Annotated in this window: 14 protein-coding genes; 1 reads left to right on the top strand and 13 read right to left on the bottom strand. The window is 68.2% G+C overall.

What is annotated here, in order from left to right:
* Positions 1 to 5 precede the first annotated feature (5 nt).
* Positions 6 to 1,391 carry a M20/M25/M40 family metallo-hydrolase gene (locus L0984_RS09205; protein ID WP_234193390.1) on the bottom strand — a complete coding sequence of 462 codons (1,386 nt, stop codon included), beginning with the start codon at positions 1,389 to 1,391 and terminating at the stop codon, positions 6 to 8.
* Between the two features lie 144 nt (positions 1,392 to 1,535).
* Between L0984_RS09205 and L0984_RS09200 the strand changes: the two genes are divergently transcribed.
* Positions 1,536 to 2,459 carry a LysR substrate-binding domain-containing protein gene (locus tag L0984_RS09200; RefSeq protein WP_234193389.1) on the top strand — a complete coding sequence of 308 codons (924 nt, stop codon included), beginning with the start codon at positions 1,536 to 1,538 and terminating at the stop codon, positions 2,457 to 2,459.
* Positions 2,460 to 2,466: 7 nt separating this feature from the next.
* On the opposite strand, the gene L0984_RS09195 is transcribed toward L0984_RS09200, so the two are convergent.
* From L0984_RS09195 to sucC, 12 genes are all read right to left on the bottom strand, one after another.
* Positions 2,467 to 3,192, bottom strand: coding sequence for a 16S rRNA (uracil(1498)-N(3))-methyltransferase (locus L0984_RS09195; protein WP_234193388.1), 726 nt, complete (start codon positions 3,190 to 3,192; stop codon positions 2,467 to 2,469).
* Positions 3,192 to 4,352, bottom strand: a complete 1,161-nt coding sequence (gene mnmA, locus L0984_RS09190) for a tRNA 2-thiouridine(34) synthase MnmA (protein ID WP_234193387.1) — start codon at positions 4,350 to 4,352, stop codon at positions 3,192 to 3,194. The genes L0984_RS09195 and mnmA overlap by 1 nt, the downstream gene beginning before the upstream one ends.
* A gap of 154 nt (positions 4,353 to 4,506) precedes the next feature.
* Entirely contained in the window at positions 4,507 to 6,048 is a 1,542-nt protein-coding gene (locus L0984_RS09185) for a PglL family O-oligosaccharyltransferase (protein WP_234193386.1), read from the bottom strand.
* Between the two features lie 264 nt (positions 6,049 to 6,312).
* The gene (locus L0984_RS09180) at positions 6,313 to 8,298 is read right to left on the bottom strand and encodes a glycosyltransferase family 39 protein (protein WP_234193385.1); all 1,986 of its coding nucleotides are present in this window, start codon (positions 8,296 to 8,298) and stop codon (positions 6,313 to 6,315) included.
* Between the two features lie 88 nt (positions 8,299 to 8,386).
* On the bottom strand, positions 8,387 to 8,845 hold the full coding sequence (locus L0984_RS09175) for a pilin (RefSeq protein ID WP_304306737.1): 459 nt from the start codon (positions 8,843 to 8,845) through the stop codon (positions 8,387 to 8,389).
* Positions 8,846 to 9,080: 235 nt separating this feature from the next.
* The gene (locus L0984_RS09165) at positions 9,081 to 9,905 is read right to left on the bottom strand and encodes an MBL fold metallo-hydrolase (RefSeq protein WP_043118027.1); all 825 of its coding nucleotides are present in this window, start codon (positions 9,903 to 9,905) and stop codon (positions 9,081 to 9,083) included.
* Between the two features lie 181 nt (positions 9,906 to 10,086).
* The gene (locus L0984_RS09160; RefSeq protein ID WP_234193384.1) at positions 10,087 to 12,225 is read right to left on the bottom strand and encodes a CHASE2 domain-containing protein; all 2,139 of its coding nucleotides are present in this window, start codon (positions 12,223 to 12,225) and stop codon (positions 10,087 to 10,089) included.
* Between the two features lie 49 nt (positions 12,226 to 12,274).
* The gene (locus tag L0984_RS09155) at positions 12,275 to 12,934 is read right to left on the bottom strand and encodes an FHA domain-containing protein (protein ID WP_017761549.1); all 660 of its coding nucleotides are present in this window, start codon (positions 12,932 to 12,934) and stop codon (positions 12,275 to 12,277) included.
* Between the two features lie 97 nt (positions 12,935 to 13,031).
* Positions 13,032 to 13,817 carry a Stp1/IreP family PP2C-type Ser/Thr phosphatase gene (locus tag L0984_RS09150; RefSeq protein WP_234193383.1) on the bottom strand — a complete coding sequence of 262 codons (786 nt, stop codon included), beginning with the start codon at positions 13,815 to 13,817 and terminating at the stop codon, positions 13,032 to 13,034.
* A 5-nt stretch (positions 13,818 to 13,822) separates the two neighbouring features.
* Positions 13,823 to 14,515, bottom strand: coding sequence for a TerC family protein (locus tag L0984_RS09145; RefSeq protein WP_234193382.1), 693 nt, complete (start codon positions 14,513 to 14,515; stop codon positions 13,823 to 13,825).
* A 185-nt stretch (positions 14,516 to 14,700) separates the two neighbouring features.
* The gene (gene sucD / locus L0984_RS09140) at positions 14,701 to 15,594 is read right to left on the bottom strand and encodes a succinate--CoA ligase subunit alpha (protein WP_017761552.1); all 894 of its coding nucleotides are present in this window, start codon (positions 15,592 to 15,594) and stop codon (positions 14,701 to 14,703) included.
* Positions 15,595 to 15,607: 13 nt separating this feature from the next.
* Entirely contained in the window at positions 15,608 to 16,768 is a 1,161-nt protein-coding gene (gene sucC / locus L0984_RS09135; RefSeq protein WP_114801612.1) for an ADP-forming succinate--CoA ligase subunit beta, read from the bottom strand.
* Between the last annotated feature and the right edge of the window lie 63 nt (positions 16,769 to 16,831).

Genomic DNA, 16,831 nt, shown 5'->3' with positions numbered 1-16,831 from the left:
CGCAATCACGGCGCGCGCGGCGGCCGCTTTTCCAGCAGCGGCTGCGTCACGCCCTGCACGCCCACCAGGCCGAGCACCGTGGCCAGGGAGTTCTGGGCGCCCTTCCAGCCGTCCGTCAGGTCGATCCATTCGCTCAGCGCATGGAAGCCGCCCGTCTTGCCGCCGCCGCCCACGATGATGGCCGGAATGCCCAGCGCCATCGGCACGTTGGCGTCGGTGCTGGCGCCCGTCAGCAGCGTCTTGTGGCCGAAGGAGGCGTTGGCGCGCGTGGCCGCCTCCACGATCACCGAATCCGACGGCGTGCGGCCGCCCGGCCGGTCGCCGATCAGCTTGGTCTGCACGGTGAGCGTCTCGACGTTCCAGCGCTTGTTCTCCTCGGCCACGGCCTCGTCGATGGCGGCGAGGATCTTCTTCTCGGTGGCGAGCAGGGAGTCCATCTGGTCCGAGCGGATGTCCACCGCCATGCGTGCATCCGGCGCGATGGTGTTGACCGAGGTGCCGCCCGCCACCGTGCCCACGGTGAAGGTGGTCTTGGGGAAGGTGGGCGTGCGCACCTCGGCGATCTTGGCGATGGCGCGGCCCATGCCGTGGATGGCGCTGGGCACCTGGCCGAAGGCGGCGTAGCTGTGGCCGCCCGGGCCCTTGAAGTTCACCTCGTAGCGGTGGCTGGCCGTGCCCAGGATCAGGACGGTGCCGTCCGGTGCCGGCTCCAGGCCGACCATGCCGTCGATGTCGCGGTGCTCGGCAAAGAGGTGCTTCATGCCGCGCAGGTTGCCCAGTTCCTCCTCGCCCACGTTGCCCACGAAGAGCAGGTCGCCGACGGTCTGGATCTTCTGCTCGTTGAGCACCTTGAGCCAGGACAGCAGCACCGCCAGGCCACGCGTGTCGTCGGAGATGCCCGGCGCGTACAGGCGGCCGTCGCGCTCCTTGACCTTGACGTCGGTGCCGGCCGGGAAGACGGTGTCCAGGTGCGCCGAGATCAGCAGCGTGGGCCCCTGGCCCGTACCCTTGCGCCGGCCGACCACGTTGCCTTCGCTGTCGATGCGGGCGTCCGCCAGGCCCAGGGCCTTCATGCGCGCGAGGAAGGCCTCGGCGCGCGGGCGCTCCTTGAAGGGCGGCGCCTCGATCTCGGTGAGCATCTTTAGGTCGTCGATGGAACGCGCGTGGTCGGCCTTGACCGCCTCCATCAGCGCCTGGATCTGCGGGGCCGACAGCAGTTGCGTGTAGGCCTGGTCCACCGCCGGCCGCACCTGGGCGGGCGTGGGCGCGATGGCGGTGAAGGACTGGGCCGAGGCCGCCGAGGCGCCGGCAAAGGCAAGGGACAGGGCGAGCAGCGAGGCGAGCGGGCGCAGGCGTGGCATGGAGGGCCGGATCGAAGAGGGGCGCGTCATGGGCGTCGGTTGGAGGGCAATCGGGGCGGGGGGGATGCGGCACCTGTCATCAGGCTGACGGGGTGCCGCGGGTCGGCGGAAATTCTGGCGGCTGTATCCGCGCCCCGCTCTGATTTAATCCGCCGCACCGTCAGTTTTTCTTACATGCCCCGGCACCTTCCCAGTACCCGCGCCCTGCTCGTGTTCGACGCCGTCGCCCGCTGTCACGGCGTGGGCAAGGCCGCCGAGGAACTGTGCCTGACGCACAGCGCCGTCAGCCAGCAGTTGCGCCTGCTGGAGTTGCAACTGGGCGTGCGCCTGGTGCAGCGCGGCGCACGGGGCACGCTGCTCACCGAGGCGGGCCGGCGCTATCACGCGCAGGTGGCCGGCGACCTGCTGCGGCTGGAGAACCACACCCTCGAGGCCATGGCCCAGCGCCCCGACGGCGAGCGGCTGCTGGTGGGCGCCGTGCCGATGCTGGCCGAGCGCTGGCTGCTGCCGCGGCTGCCGGGCTTCCTGGCCGAGCAGCCGGCCTGCAGCGTGCATCTGCAGGTCTTTCCCACGCACGTCTACATGGACGAGCCCCATTTCGACGTCGCCCTGCAGTACGACGACGCCAGTTGGCCCGGCGCGGCCGTGCGGCCGCTGCGCGCCGAGCGGGTGGTCGTGGTGTGCGCATCAGGGTCGCGCTGGCGTGCCGCGGTGGCGCAGGGCGACTTCCGCGACGTGCCGCTGCTGCAGCTCAGCTCGCGCCTGGGCGCCTGGCAGGCCTGGTTCGCGCAGGCCGGCATCGCCCGGCCTCCGGCGAATGCGATGGTGGGCCACCGCTTCGATCTGTTCTCGATGGTGCTGGAGGCGGTGCGCGCCGACCTGGGCATCGGCCTGATGCCGCGCTACGGCGTGGCGCGCGAGCTGGCCAGCGCCGAGCTGTGCCTGGCCCATCCCTTCGAGGGAGACGGACCGCGCGGCTACAGCCTGTTCGTGGCGCCGCACCGGGCGGGAGACGCGACCGTGCAGGCCTTCGGCGCCTGGCTGGATGCCCAGGTGGCCGAGGAGTCGCAGGGCATCCTGCCGCCGGGCGGCCGGTGAAGCCGGCTCAGCCAGCCACGGCCAGCAGGTGCACCAGCGCCGCCAGCGGCGCCGTCTCGGCACGCAGGATGCGTGGGCCCAGGGTGGTCAACACGAAGCCACTGGCGCGGGCCCGGGCCTCCTCCTGCGGGTTGAGGCCGCCCTCGGGGCCACTGAGGAACAGCGCACTTCCCCCCGCCAGCGCCGTGCGGCCCAGCGGCTGCGCCTCGTCGCCGAAGCCGAGCACATGGCGGGCGGTGGGCGCGTCCGCGCCCAGGCCGTCCAGCCAGGTGCCCAGGTCGCGCACCGGATGCACCGCCGGTACCCGGTTGCGGCCGCACTGCTCGCAGGCGGCCACGGCCACGGCCTGCCAGTGGTCCTGCTTCTTCTGTGCCCGCTCGCCAGCCAGGCGCAGCACGCCGTGGGCCGTCTGCAGCGGCTGGATGCTGGCGACGCCGAGTTCGGTGGCCTTCTCGACCAGCCAGTCCATGCGGTCGTTGGCGGGCATGCTCACCGCCAGGTGCACCGCCAGCGGGGCCTCGCGCTCGACGGCGTGGTGCGTGCCCACGCGCACGTCGACATCGCTGCGACCCATGCGCTCGACCGTGGCCTCGAACTCGCCGCCGCGGCCGTCGAACAGGGTGATGCCGTCGCCGGGTTGCAGCCGCAGCACCTGCACGTGGCGGGCGGCGCCGGGCGGCAGGCCCAGCGACTGGCCGCTGGCCAGGGGCGTGGCGCAATGGATGCGCGGCATCAGCGTGCGCCCTCTGCCGCGTCGATCACGCCACCGCCCAGGCAGACCTCGCCGTCGTACAGCACGGCCGACTGGCCGGGCGTGACCGCCCATTGCGGCTGCGGAAACACCAGCTGGAAGCGGGCCTCGGGCAGGGCCTGCAGCAGCGCGGGTGAATCGGCCTGGCGGTAGCGCGTCTTGCTGCCGTAGGTTCCGCCTGCGGGCGGCGTGCCGGCCACCCAGCTCGCATCGGCCGCCAGCAGCGCGCGCGACTGCAGCCAGGGATGGTCGTGGCCCTGCACCACCCACAGCGTGTTGGCCGCCACGTCCTTGCGGGCGACGAACCAGGGCGCGTGCTCGCCGCCGCCACGCTGCGCGCCTTTCTCCTTGATGCCGCCGATGCCCAGGCCCTGGCGCTGGCCCAGCGTGTAGAAGGACAGCCCGTGGTGCTCGCCCAGCTTGCGGCCGCGTTCGTCCTTGATCGGCCCCGGCGCCTTGCTGATGTAGCGGTTGAGGAACTCGCGGAAGGGGCGCTCGCCGATGAAGCAGATGCCGGTCGAGTCCTTCTTGGCCGCCACGGGCAGGCCGATGTCGGTGGCGATCTGGCGCACCTGCGTCTTGTGCAGCTCGCCCACGGGGAACAGCGCCTTCGACAGCTGGGCCTGGTTCAGGCGGTGCAGGAAGTAGCTCTGGTCCTTGGCCGGGTCCAGGCCCTTGAGCAGCTCGTAGCGGGCCGAGTCCGACACCGGCTCGGCGGGGGCGAAGGGTTGGCCCGTGGCGGCATCGACGGCGCGTACGCGGGCATAGTGGCCGGTCGCGATCTTCTCGGCGCCCAGGCGCATCGCGTGGTCGAGGAAGGCCTTGAACTTGATCTCGGCGTTGCACAGCACGTCGGGGTTGGGCGTGCGGCCGGCCTGGTATTCGCGCAGGAACTCGGCGAAGACGCGGTCCTTGTAGTCGGCGGCGAAGTTGACGTGCTCGATCTCGATGCCCAGCACGTCGGCCACGCTGGCGGCGTCCACGAAATCCACGTTCGACGAGCAGTATTCGCTGTCGTCGTCGTCGTCCCAGTTCTTCATGAAGATGCCGACGACCTCGTGGCCCTGCTGCTTGAGCAGGTGCGCCGTCACGGCCGAGTCCACGCCGCCCGACAGCCCGACGACGATCCGATGTTTGGTCATCCGGCGATTGTCCCTTGGCCGCGGTGGGCGCTGCCCGGGCGGGGACTCGGGTGGAGGTGGTCGCCGGAGGGGCGACGGCCGGCCGAGCTGACCGGCCGCCTGGCCCTGGCAGCACGCCGGGCTGCCGCGCCGCGCCATACCGCACCGCGCCCGGTTAGGTGGGCGGCTTTCCGGCCAGCCAACGCGCGTAGGCCTCGGGGTAGACCACGCGCAGGCGCTCCAGGTGGAACTGCGCCTCCTGCTCCAGCCCCAGCAGGCGCGCGCTGTCGATCAGCTTGACCACCACGCGCGGCTCCGGCGAGAAGGCCAGCGTGGCCCGGGCGAGTGCATGCACGCGCGCGGCCGTCTGGGGTGTCAGGGGCGTCAGCGCCAGTTCCGCAAAGCGCGCCTGCCGGGCGAAGAGCCAGTCCCGGCCGTCCGGATCCAGCGGCGCGAGTGGATCGTCACGCCAGCCGGCGAGCCGCTCTGCCGCCGGAAGGAAGGGCTGGCTGACGCGCACGTAGCTCCAGCCCGCGTAGGCGACGACGGCGAGCAGGGCCGCCGCCGTCAGGCGGGCGGCCCACCGCGCGCGGGCTGCCTGGCGCTGCAGGACGGCGATCGACGCGGTGCCGGCGTCGTGCGGCACGTCACAGGCGCGCCTGCGGCCGGGCCAGAGCATTCCCAGGCACAGCCCGAACACGAGCTGGAAGGGCCCGTACCACAGCGGATATTCGACCAGGCTGTGCAGCACGATCATGGCCAGCACGCCCCAGGCCATCAGCCGGGCGGGATCGCGCTCCTGCCAGGGCCGGGCCGCCGCCACCATCCACAGGAAGCCGCCGCAGATCAGCACCGCGGCCGGAATGCCGAGCTCCACCGCCAGATGCAGCGGCAGGTTGTGGGCGTTGTCCAGGATCTCGACGAAGCGCGGGCCCGGGTATTCGGCCAGGTAGTGCGCGAGGCTGAGCTGGCCCCAGCCCCAGCCCGTCCAGGGCCGCTGGGCGATCAGCCACAGCACGTTGTGCCACAGCAGCCAGCGGCTGTGGCCGGGCGGCGCGCCTTCGCGCAGCCGGGTGAGCATGCCCTGGACGTCGGCCCCGGCGCTCCCGCCGCCTGCCAAGAACGACGCGACCATGACGGCCGACCAGGGCAGCGCCCAGGACAGCAGGGCGTAGAGCGCCAGGGCGCCCAGGAACCACCCCGGGTGCGGCAGCAATGGCTGCCGGGCGGCTCCTTGCGCCACGGCGCCGGGTTCGACCGGCCCGCGTTCGTGCCATGCCATCCACCCGCCCACGGCGGCGATGACGCCCAACTGCAGCAATCCGGTGCGGGACGTGGAAGCGGCCAGGCCCGCGACGAGCAAGGCGCCAGCCGCCATCAGCACGTGCCGTCCGCGGGGGCCCGCCCGGCCATGCGCCCAGAGCAGGGCCACGAGCCCCATGCTCAGCAGCGTGGCGAACTGGTTGCGCTGGCGCAGGTTGCCGTAGGCCATGCCGATGGGTTCGATGGGGACGGCGACCCACGGGCGCAGCGGGGTGGCGAGGCCGTGGTACTGGAGGAGGCCTGCGGCGGCGTTCAGGCAGGCTGCGAGGATCAGTCCGAAGGCGAGCCACTTTCGCGGTTCGTGGACGCCGGTCCGCTCGACCGAACGGGTCGAATTTGCACCGAGGAGGGCGGCAGCACCGGCGAAGGCCACGGCCAGCGTGGGCGGCAACAAGACCGGCCCTTCGCGCCCGGAGACGGCAATGAGCAGCAGGCCGACGGTGGCCAGCCATGCCCAAACCCGCTTCGGAATGGCGCGGGGTTGCTGAAGAAAAAGATGAACCCCGATCAACAGCCATGTTGCCAGCTGCTGCACGGCCGAAGTGGATGGGCCGAATCCGTACCCTGAGACCAGGCACAGAGTCAATGACGACGCGAGGAAGAGTGGTCGCCCGATCCCTTTCAATCCCAACGGTGGTTGCTCCTCACAGCACGGTGATCAATTCTCTGGCTCGGCGGGTGTCAACTTGAAATCCGCTTCCCGTACATGCTTCAGGATGTCGGGGCATTCCACCTTTTTGCCTGACCATTCGCTGAGTTTTCCCAAGGGAAACGTCAGCATCGACAGGTTGGGATGGACCAGGATCTCGTCATTCTTCACCATCAATACCGTGACCGTGTTGAAATAATTCCTGAACCATCCGGTCGATGAGCGAACGGTCTGTATGCGATGAGGATCCAGCGCCCGCCCGCAGGCGTCTTCGATGCTGTCGAACACCTTGTCGATCGTCCGATATTCCTGAAGTGCTTTCTCCAACTCGGGGGCAGGCAGTCGCTCGAGGTCACATACCCACATCACGGCAGATATGTTTTCGTCCCTCTTCTGCAATGTCGGAGGGACCCAGCCGACGCCAGACAACGTCTTTTCCAGCGGGCTGCCTTTCAGCAAGATCATCTTGCATTCCAGATTCTTGAGTCGGAACCCGTATCCCGAAAGAAAGCTGTTGATTTCCTTGTCCGAATTGGAATCCAATGTCAGTGCATTGACGCCCGGTGCGTAGTTGGCCTCGAACACCAGCCGCACCGGATGTTGGGTATCGCTCAGGAATGTGCGCATCTTCTCGCTCATGCCGGCCCCGAGGGGCTGGACGTACTGCCCGGTGAAGTTTGAAAAGCGGGAGTCCGGATGAAGGTAGGGCGCAATGAACGAGTTGCTTTGCACGCCGTGGAGAAGATAGGTGGCTGGCTCGTTCTTCAGGGATTCAGGTATTTCCAGGTCGAGCCATTTCCCGCTCCAGTAATGGGCGGACCAATACAGATTGCCGTTCAAAAATAGCACAACGACCTGGATGACCACGGCCACCCCCAGGGAGACTCTCGTCAGTGCCTGGGGCCAGTGCGCCGCCATGACGCCCACGAGCAGGGGCCCGACGAGAACCCAAAGCACATAGGCATACCGACCTATTCCACTCAAGGTGCCCCACAGGAGGTACGACACGGCGAAATAGACCAGGAAGATCTTGCGCGCCACCGGAGGCGGTTCGACACGACTTCCCTGGACCGGCGCTCGTGCCCTGATCTTCCGGAACAAGAAGACCGCCATGGCGCCAGCGAAGCTCAGCACCAGGAGAAAGAGCCTGAGATCAGGTGCTGAATTCTCCGAATAGATCATCGTGCCGCTGCGCAGCATTGAAAATGGCAGCACCAGCCACGTCCAAGCGCCATAGATCAGCATGCGGCGGTCGGAGAAATTGCTGTCGATGAAATCCGGAGATTTGAAAAGACTGTTGTACAGCGGAAAAATGGGATTCCCGAAGTAGGCGTAGAGCTTTGCGGCCCACCATCCATTCGTGATCAGAAAACCCAGCGCGCAACCGGCGGCAAGAACGAGCGAAAGCTTCAGTTTGGAGCCGCGAGGTCCCGGCAAAAAAAGCAAGGCGATGAAGGCCCCGGGAATCAGCACCAGATTGGTGAGCTTCAATCCTGCACCGACACCGAACATGACGCCCGCAAGCAGGACGACGCGGTGTCTGGTCTGCGTGGTCGATCGGAGCAGAAGATAAATTCCGGCGATTGTGAAGAGGCCGGCGGTCGGATCTGCAAAGGAGTTGCTGAGGGTCGTCAGCTGGATCGGAGAAAGAAATGCCAGGACAGTGGCGGCGACGCAGGCGTGAGCCTGATTGATCTTGCTGTCTACCGTGATCAGTTCCGCAATCTTCCAGACAAACAAAAAAACCGGAAAATGAGACAGCGCCAGGACGAGCGCGATGAGGCGGTCATCCCATCCTCCCATGATCATGGCATAGATCGGGACTTCGGCGAGAGGGTTGAGATAGCCGCTCACCGCGGCGGGAAAATAATCCGTCGCCAGCCGGTCGTGCAGGAATGCATAGGCGGAATAAAGGTGGTAGTTCCTGAAGTCGAAATTCAGATCCTTGCCAGCAATCAATGTCCAGATTACCGTCAGGAAAAGCAGGAACCCCATCGTTCCAGCGTAGATTTTTCTTGATACAGGGCGCATTGTGAAAAATAAAAAAGGCCGTCGAAACGGCCTTTGTTGCTGACTGAAATCGTCAGATGCGGCACTCTGACGGAACGTACTTGTTGTTGGTGTTGGTCGAGACGGCGCACTTCCACGTGATGGGCGTGGTGGGAAGGGTGCCTGCAGACAGGGCTGCAGTTCCAGAGGAGGGGGTGAGCGTCAGCGTCACACCGCCAGCGCGCGAGGTCGTAACGATGGAAATAACACCGCTCGAGCCCGAGACCGTCAGCGTGGAGACGTTGCTGGTTGCCGAACTGATGGTCGTGACGCCCAGATCCAGCGTCGTTGCGCCGTTGGCGGCATTTTCGGAAACGCCCGTCTTCGCAGCCGAGGCCATCACCAGCGCTTCCGACACCCGTGCACGCACGGTGTAGTCCTGGTAGGCGGGCAGCGCGACGGCGGCCAGGATGCCGATGATCGCCACGACGATCATCAGTTCGATAAGGGTGAAGCCCTTCTGGGCGGTGCGGGCGATGGTGCGACGGTTCATGGTCAGACTCCAGGTTGAAAGCGGTCCGGGTACTGCCCCGGTCGTGCCTTCTCTTTGCAGACCGCGTGCCATGCGGCTGCCGGCGTCGAATGTGCCCAAAAGTTCACACTTAGGCCACACGGTCTGACACTTCTTGTTTGTAAACAACTGTTTCCGAGTGACAAAAACGTCAGAGTCACCCGCGGTGACAGCTTTGGTCGCCCCGCACGCCCCCGCCCAGGCCGTCCTGCGGGCCTCAGCCGCGCGGATGCCCCGCGCCGTGCACCTCGATCGTCTGCCCCGCCTCCAGCCAACGCAGTTCGATCCGGTCCCACAGCCGCAACTGCCCGACCAGGGCGTTGACCTCGGCCATGATCTCGGTGGCCGCGGCGGGCTTGGTGTGCGTCACGTAGACGGGGTAGCGGGCCATGGGGGACATCTGTGCCAGCTCTTCCACCAAGGTGGGGGGCGACAGGTGCAGGCTGCGTTCGGCAAGCTGGCGCTCGCGCGTGCTGAAGGCGGTCTCGATCACGAGGGCGCCCACGTCCATCTGGTTGATCCGGCGCCAGAAGGGCTTGTTGCGTTCGGTGTCGCCGCTGTAGACCCAGTGCGAATGGCCGTCCGCGCGCCGCACGGCGAAGCCGCAGGCGGGCACGGTGTGCACGGCGGGCAGCACCTCCACCACCTTGGGCGCGCGCCGGCCGAGCATCAGGCTCTGGCCGACATCGAATTCGACGAAGTGGACCAGCGGCGCGTCGCTGCTGGGCAGGGCGGTGAAGTCCGGCCAGACCAGGTTGTTGAAGACATGCGCCCGCAGCACCTGCAACGTGGCGCGCAGCCCGTGCACCCGCAGCGGCCGGCGGCGCAGGCTGGCAACCGCGTCCACCATCAGGGGAAGGGCCGCGATGTGGTCCAGGTGCGAGTGGGTCAGCACCACGTCGTCGATCTGCGCCATCTCTTCCAGGGACAGGTCGCCGACGCCGGTGCCGGCATCGACCAGGAGGTCGTCGTCGATCAGGAAGGAGGTGGTCCGTGCGCCCCGGGCGATGGCGCCGGAGCAGCCCAGAACACGCACCTGCAGGCTGTTCATGAAGAGCTCAGAATAAAGGAGGCGATGGAGCCGGGCGGGCACCGCGGCAGGCCGGCTCGCCCGCGGACAGTGCAGGCTAAGGCGTCGGTTGCTGCGGCGCAAAGGACTTCCGTCACGCCGCGCCGGGGCGCGAGTATGCCTGTTCGTCGGGGCCGCACAGGATCGGTTGTCACTAATTTGCAGTTCTGGCCGGCGCCGGTGGGCGAGGGCCCCCAGGGTGCCCCCGGTGCACCGGAGCGGCGGCAGTCGGCCTGGCCGACGCCGGCCCTTCGGGCGTGTAGATGCGCACGCCCCGCTGGCGCCCGCGCACCTGCACCTCCCCCAGCTCGCGCCAGGGCGTTTCCGGCATCAGCGCGCGGGTGTTCTCGCCGACGACGATGGGCACGCCATGGGGCGTGCACAGGCCTTCCAGCCGCGCGGCGAGGTTCACGGCATCGCCGATCACGGTGTAGCTGCGGCGCAGCGCCGAGCCCATGTTGCCGACCACCACCGGGCCGGTGTTGAGGCCGATGCCGATGGCCACCGTGGGCAGACCAGCCGCCTGGTGCTGTGCATTGAGCGCGGGCAGCGCGGCGACGATGTCCTGCGCGGCATGCACCGCCCGCGCGGCATGGTCGGCCTGCGCGACCGGTGCGCCCCAGAAGGCCATGAGGCAGTCGCCCATGTATTTGTCGACGGTGCCGCCGTGCCGGTTGACGATCTCGGTGAAGCGGGTGAAGACCTCGTGCAGCAGGGCCTGCAAGGTCGTGGGCGCCATGTGCTCGGCCAGGTGGGTGAAGCCCCGCATGTCGCAGAACATGATGGTGAGCACCCGGCTTTCGGCGCGCATGCTGTAGCGGTGCGGCTCGCGGGCCATGTCGTCCACCAGCTGCGGCGGGACATAGGCGCCGAACAGGCGCATCAGTCCCCGGCGCTTGCGGCTTTCCACGAAGTAGCCCCAGCTCATGCTCAGCAGCAGTCCCGTGGCGCCGGCCAGCAGCGCGGCGGCCTGGGGCAGCACCAGGCCGCCGTGGCGATAGAGCAGGTCATTGAGCAGCAGCAGCCCGCCGCAGGCCCCCAGCCCGATGGCGAAGCCGGCGGCGGCCGAACGCCGGGTCACACCCAGCACCAGCAGCAGGCCGATCACGACCAGGCTGGCCCAGGCATAGCCCGGTGCGTAGTCGGGCACATGCGGCAGGCGCCCGTCGAGCAGGCCGGAGAGCACATGGGCATGCACTTCCACCCCCGGCAGGGCCGCGGCGATGGGTGTGGCGCGCAGGTCCTGCAGGCCGGCCGCGCTGGCGCCGATCAGGACGATGCGGTCCCGCAAGGCCGCGGGCGGCAGGCGGCCTTCCAGCACGTCGCGGGCCGAGACATAGCGAAACCGTGGCCCGGCGTCCTCGCCGGGGCGGCGGTAGGGGACGACGAGGCCGCCGTCGGTACCCACCGGCACATCCAGGCGGCCGCTGGCCGTTTGCAGCCCCAGGGTGACGAGCCGAGGGGACGCACCCGGCGCCGTGGCGAGCCGCAGCACCGGTGGCGCGCTGCCGGTGGCGGCCCGGAAGGTGGCCAGGGCGAGCGACTCGTAATAGCCGCCGGGCGCGGTGTCCAGCCGGGCCAGCAGCGGGACGGTGCGCACCACCCCGTCCTGGCCGGGCTGGAAGACGACGTTGATGAAGCCTGGCCGGGCGCCCGTCGTCCGGCCGGGCAGGCTCGCGACCAGCGTGGGCCAGGCCGGAACCCGGGCGGCATCCGGCCCCAGTGCGTCGGCGGGCAGAAGCGGCGCTGGCGGTTGCACGTGGGACACGGCGGACGGGTTGTCCGGGGCGCCGGCCTCGCCGTCGAAATGGACGCCCAGCACCACGCGGCCGGGCGACGCGGCCAGCGCCCGCGCGAAATCGCCGTCGGGGTCGAGGGCCGACGCGCGGCGGGCGAGTTCGGCGTCGAAGCCCGGCTCGGCCGGCCAGCGGCCGCTGCCCAATGCCTGCACCAGCGCCGGTCCGCTGGTGCGATCCGCTTCCGCGAACACCATGTCGAAGGCCAGAACGCGCACCTGCTGGCGTTGCGTCAGTTCCTGCGTCAGGCGGGCCAGCCGCTCGCGGCTCCAGGGCCACTGGCCGAAGGCCTTCAGGCTGGGCTCGTCGATGTCGACGATGACGATGCGGGGGTCGATGCCACGCGGGGCGTGCCAGCGCAGCCGGGCGTCCTGCAACTGGGCATCGAGCCGATCCACGCCAGGCAGATGCAGCAACCCTGCCGTGTGGGCCAGCCCGGCAAGAAGGGGCAGCAGGGTGATCGCGATGCGCCAGCCATGGCCCCGAAGGCCGCGCAACAGCCTTCCTGGTCCCATGCCGTGGCTCGGTGCCCTGACGTCCGGGCCCTCAGCCCAGCACGAACTGCATGCGGGTGCCGCCCAGCTCCAGGATGTCGCCGTCCTGCAGGGCCGCCGCGCGCGGCTGGAGCGTCTCGCCATTGAGCGTGGCGCTGCCGTCCACCGGCGCCACCACATAGCCCTGCAGGCGACGGGTGACGGCCGCCACCGCCACGCCGGGCTTGCCGATGGTAGTCACCACCTTGCGCAGCACGATCTCGTGGCCCGCCGCCGATCCGCTGAGGATGCGGATGCAGGCCTGCGCACCGCTGCCGCCTTCCAGCGCCGCCGGCACCGTCTCGCCCTCGGTCAACGGCATGGGCCGCGAGTCGTGCAGCGGTGCGGTGGCGGTCATGCGCAGGTGCGCGCCTTCGTCGATCTCCGCCGTCTGCAGGTAGCGGATCTTGTACTTGCCGACCTCGATCAGGTCGTTGTGCTCCAGCACCTGCTTGCGGATGGCCCGCGAGTTGACGTAGGTGCCGTTGGTGCTGTCCAGGTCCTCGAGGTACACGCTGCTGCCGATCTTGTGCAGCACCGCGTGCTCGCCGCTGATGGCGAGGTTGTCGATGACGATGTCGTTGTAGGGGCGCCGGCCGAGCGTGGTGCGTTCCTTGAGCAGGGGCACTTCCTTCAGCACGACGCCATCGATGGCAACTACCAATTTCGGCATGGCCGACACTCCTCAGACCGGACGGGCGCGCAGGCGCAGGACATCAATTTGTAACCGCGAGCGGGCAGGCCCGCAACCTTTCGGATGACACGGGCGGTCAATGGCCGCCGAAGCGTGCCAGGATGACCGACACGTTGTCCTTGCCGCCGTTGTCGTTGGCCACCGTGATCAGCAGTGCGACCTTGTCGGCCAGCGGGATGTCGGGGGTCAGCAGCGAGACGAGCTGCTCGTCGGTGACCATGTCGGTCAGGCCGTCCGAGCACAGCAGGTACAGGTCGCCGCGCTGCGCGGGCTCGTGCAGCAGGTCCACCTCCACTTCGGCGCCAATGCCCAGTGCGCGCGTCACCAGGTTGCGATGCGGCGATGCGAGGGCCTCCTGGGCCGTCATGAGGCCGGCGTCGATCTGGGCCTGCAGGAAGGAATGGTCGCGCGTGAGCGCGGTCAGGCGACCGCCACGCAGCCGGTAGCAGCGCGAGTCGCCGATGTGGCCGACCACCGCGCCGCACGGCCCGAACACGGCGCTCACCAGCGTGGTGCCCATGCCGCGCAGGGCCGGGTTGACGGTGCTGGCGTTGAAGACGGCACGGTTGGCCTGGGCGATGCCCTGGTGCAGGGCCTTCATGACCGCCCGGCTGCCGGGCGCGTGGCCGGCCTGGGCCAGCCACCGGCCCATGGAGGCCTGCAGCAAGGCCACGGCCATCTCGCTGGCCACCTCGCCGCCGGCATAGCCGCCCATGCCGTCGGCCAGCACCGCCAGACCCAGGCGCGGGTCGAAGGCGATGGAATCCTCGTTGTTGCGCCGCAGCCGACCGGTGTCGGTCTGCGCGGCGAACTCCCACGGCGGCCCGGCGGGGTCCTGGATGATCACGGCCGGGCGCCCCATGGCGTTCAGTGCTGAGCCGCCTGCTGCCGGCCGCGGCTGGCCAGCAGCTTGCCGATGGCCACGACCAGCACGGCACCGATGGCGGCAGCCACATAGTGCAGCGAGGGGTTGGCGGCCATGGCGTCGTGCAGCGACACGTCGCTCGCCATCGTCTCGCCGCCGACCCAGCCGATCAGGGCGGCGCCGAGCAGGATGATGATCGGGAAGCGGTTCATGAGCTTGATCATGAGCGAACTGCCGAAGATCACCAAGGGGATGCTGATGGCCAGGCCCAGCACCAGCAGCACCATGCTGCCGTTGGCGGCCGCGGCCACGGCGATCACGTTGTCCAGGCTCATCACGAGGTCGGCGATCAGGATGGTGCGCACGGCGCTGGCCAGGGTCGAATGCTGCTTGCCGCCGCCTTCCTCGCCTTCGTCCTCGCCGCCCAGCAGCTGCACGCCGATCCACAGCAGCAGCAGGCCGCCGATGATCTGCAGGTAGGGCAGGGACAGCAGCTTGACCGCCACGATGGTCAGCACGATGCGCAGCACGACGGCCGCGGCCGAGCCGAGCATGACGGCCTTCTTCTGCTGGTCGGGCGGCAGGGCGCGCGCCGCCAGGGCGATCACCACGGCGTTGTCGCCCGAAAGAATGATGTTGATCCAGATGATCTTGAGCAGACCGATCCACAGATCAGGGTTGGAAAGAATCTCCACGGCTTGCTACCTCCACGGTGTAGTGAATTGATGAAGGGCGCCTGCGGTCTCCGACAACCACGGGCGCCCTCCGGCTTTTTTTTATGGAGTGGCTGAAAGCACGGCGTTCATTCGACGCCTTCGGCTTCGCCTGGGATGCGGGCGCCCGCCGGATCGATCGACCGGCTGGGCGCTCCGTCACCCGTTCAGATCAGCGACTTCAGGATGCGGCCCATCTCCGACGGGTTGCGCGTGACCTTGAAACCGCACTCTTCCATGATGGCGAGCTTGGCATCGGCCGTGTCGGCGCCGCCCGAGATCAGCGCGCCGGCATGGCCCATGCGCTTGCCGGGAGGGGCGGTGACGCCGGCGATGAAGCCGACCACCGGCTTCTTCATGTTGGCCTTGCACCATTGGGCCGCTTCGGCCTCGTCCGGGCCGCCGATCTCGCCGATCATGATGACGGCGTCGGTGTCCGGATCGTCGTTGAAGGCCTTCATCACGTCGATGTGCTTCAGGCCGTTGATCGGGTCGCCGCCGATGCCCACGGCCGACGACTGGCCGATGCCCAGCTCGGACAGCTGCGCCACGGCTTCATAGGTCAGCGTGCCGGAACGCGAGACCACGCCGATGCGGCCCTTCTTGTGGATGTGGCCGGGCATGATGCCGATCTTGATCTCGTCGGGCGTGATCAGGCCGGGGCAGTTGGGGCCCAGCAGCAGCGTCTTCTTGCCGCCCTTGGCTTCCTTGGCCTTCATCTTGTTGCGCACTTCGAGCATGTCGCGGACGGGGATGCCTTCCGTGATGCAGATCGCCAGGTCCAGGTCGGCCTCGACGGCTTCCCAGATGGCGGCGGCGGCGCCCGCCGGCGGCACGTAGATCACCGACACGGTCGCGCCCGTCTGCTGGGCGGCTTCCTTGACCGAGGCGTAGATCGGGATGTTGAAGATCGACTCGCCGGCCTTCTTCGGGTTCACGCCGGCCACGAAGGCATTCTTGCCGTTCGCGTATTCCTGGCACTTCTCGGTGTGGAACTGACCGGTCTTGCCCGTGATGCCCTGGGTGATGACCTTGGTGTCCTTGTTGATGTAGATCGACATGGCTGGTGATTCCTTACTTGACGGCCGCCACGACCTTCTGGGCCGCTTCTGCCATGGTGTCTGCGCTGATGATCGGCAGGCCGGATTCGGCCAGCATCTTCTTGCCCAGCTCTTCGTTCGTGCCCTTCATGCGCACGACCAGCGGCACGGACAGGTTCACGGCCTTGCAGGCGGTGATCACGCCGGTGGCGATGGTGTCGCACTTCATGATGCCGCCGAAGATGTTGACCAGGATGGCCTTCACGTTCTTGTTCTTCAGCATGATCTTGAAGGCCTCGGTGACCTTCTCGGGAGTGGCGCCGCCGCCCACGTCCAGGAAGTTGGCCGGTTCGCCGCCGAACAGCTTGATGGTGTCCATGGTGGCCATGGCCAGACCGGCACCGTTGACCAGGCAGCCGATGTTGCCGTCCAGGCTGATGTAGGCCAGGTCGAACTTGGAGGCTTCGATTTCCGCGGGATCTTCCTCGTCGAGGTCGCGCAGGGCGACGATCTCGGGATGGCGGAACAGCGCGTTGGCGTCGAAGTTGAACTTGGCGTCCAGGGCGATGATGTTGCCCTTGCTGTCACGGTTGAGCGGGTTGATCTCGACCAGCGAGGCGTCCGTCTCCATGTAGCAGGTGTAGAGCTTCTTGCAGACGTCGATGAACTGGGCTTCGGAGTCGGCGGGGAGCTGGATGCCCTTGGCCAGTTCCTTGGCGAGCTCGTCGGTCATGCCGGTGAGCGGGTCGACGAAGACCTTGACGATCTTCTCGGGCGTGCTGTGCGCCACTTCCTCGATGTCCATGCCGCCTTCGCTGGAGGCGATGAAGGCCACCTTCTGCGTGCCGCGGTCGGTCACGGCGGAGAGGTAGTACTCCTTCTGGATGTCGGCGCCGTCTTCGATGTAGAGGCGGCGGACCTTCTGGCCTTCGGGGCCGGTCTGGTGCGTGACCAGCTGCATGCCCAGGATGTCGGTGGCGCGGGCCTTCACGTCCTCGATCGACTTGGCGACCTTCACGCCGCCGCCCTTGCCGCGCCCGCCGGCGTGGATCTGGGCCTTCACCACCCACACGGGGCCGCCCAGCTTCTGTGCGGCTTCGACCGCTTCTTGCACGGTGAACGCCGGAATGCCGCGCGGCACAGGCACGCCGAACTTGGCAAGGAGTTCCTTGCCTTGGTACTCGTGAATCTTCATGGAAAGAGTCTCTCGGAACGGAGGATGGGAGGTGCTGTTGTCCGCAGGCCACGCCAGCCGGCC

The organism is Pseudacidovorax sp. NFM-22 (assembly GCF_021401245.1).
GTDB lineage: Bacteria > Pseudomonadota > Gammaproteobacteria > Burkholderiales > Burkholderiaceae_C > Xenophilus.
This window is presented reverse-complemented; position numbering and strand designations above follow the sequence as displayed.

Coding starts and splice junctions, on each gene's coding strand:
- sucD (WP_017761552.1), bottom strand. CDS start 15,594: ATGTCGATCTACATCAACAAGGACACCAAGGTCATCACCCAGGGCATC.
- L0984_RS09200 (WP_234193389.1), top strand. CDS start 1,536: ATGCCCCGGCACCTTCCCAGTACCCGCGCCCTGCTCGTGTTCGACGCC.
- L0984_RS09155 (WP_017761549.1), bottom strand. CDS start 12,934: ATGCCGAAATTGGTAGTTGCCATCGATGGCGTCGTGCTGAAGGAAGTG.
- L0984_RS09180 (WP_234193385.1), bottom strand. CDS start 8,298: ATGGGGTTCCTGCTTTTCCTGACGGTAATCTGGACATTGATTGCTGGC.
- mnmA (WP_234193387.1), bottom strand. CDS start 4,352: ATGACCAAACATCGGATCGTCGTCGGGCTGTCGGGCGGCGTGGACTCG.
- L0984_RS09175 (WP_304306737.1), bottom strand. CDS start 8,845: ATGAACCGTCGCACCATCGCCCGCACCGCCCAGAAGGGCTTCACCCTT.
- L0984_RS09195 (WP_234193388.1), bottom strand. CDS start 3,192: ATGCCGCGCATCCATTGCGCCACGCCCCTGGCCAGCGGCCAGTCGCTG.
- L0984_RS09205 (WP_234193390.1), bottom strand. CDS start 1,391: ATGACGCGCCCCTCTTCGATCCGGCCCTCCATGCCACGCCTGCGCCCG.
- sucC (WP_114801612.1), bottom strand. CDS start 16,768: ATGAAGATTCACGAGTACCAAGGCAAGGAACTCCTTGCCAAGTTCGGC.
- L0984_RS09150 (WP_234193383.1), bottom strand. CDS start 13,817: ATGGGGCGCCCGGCCGTGATCATCCAGGACCCCGCCGGGCCGCCGTGG.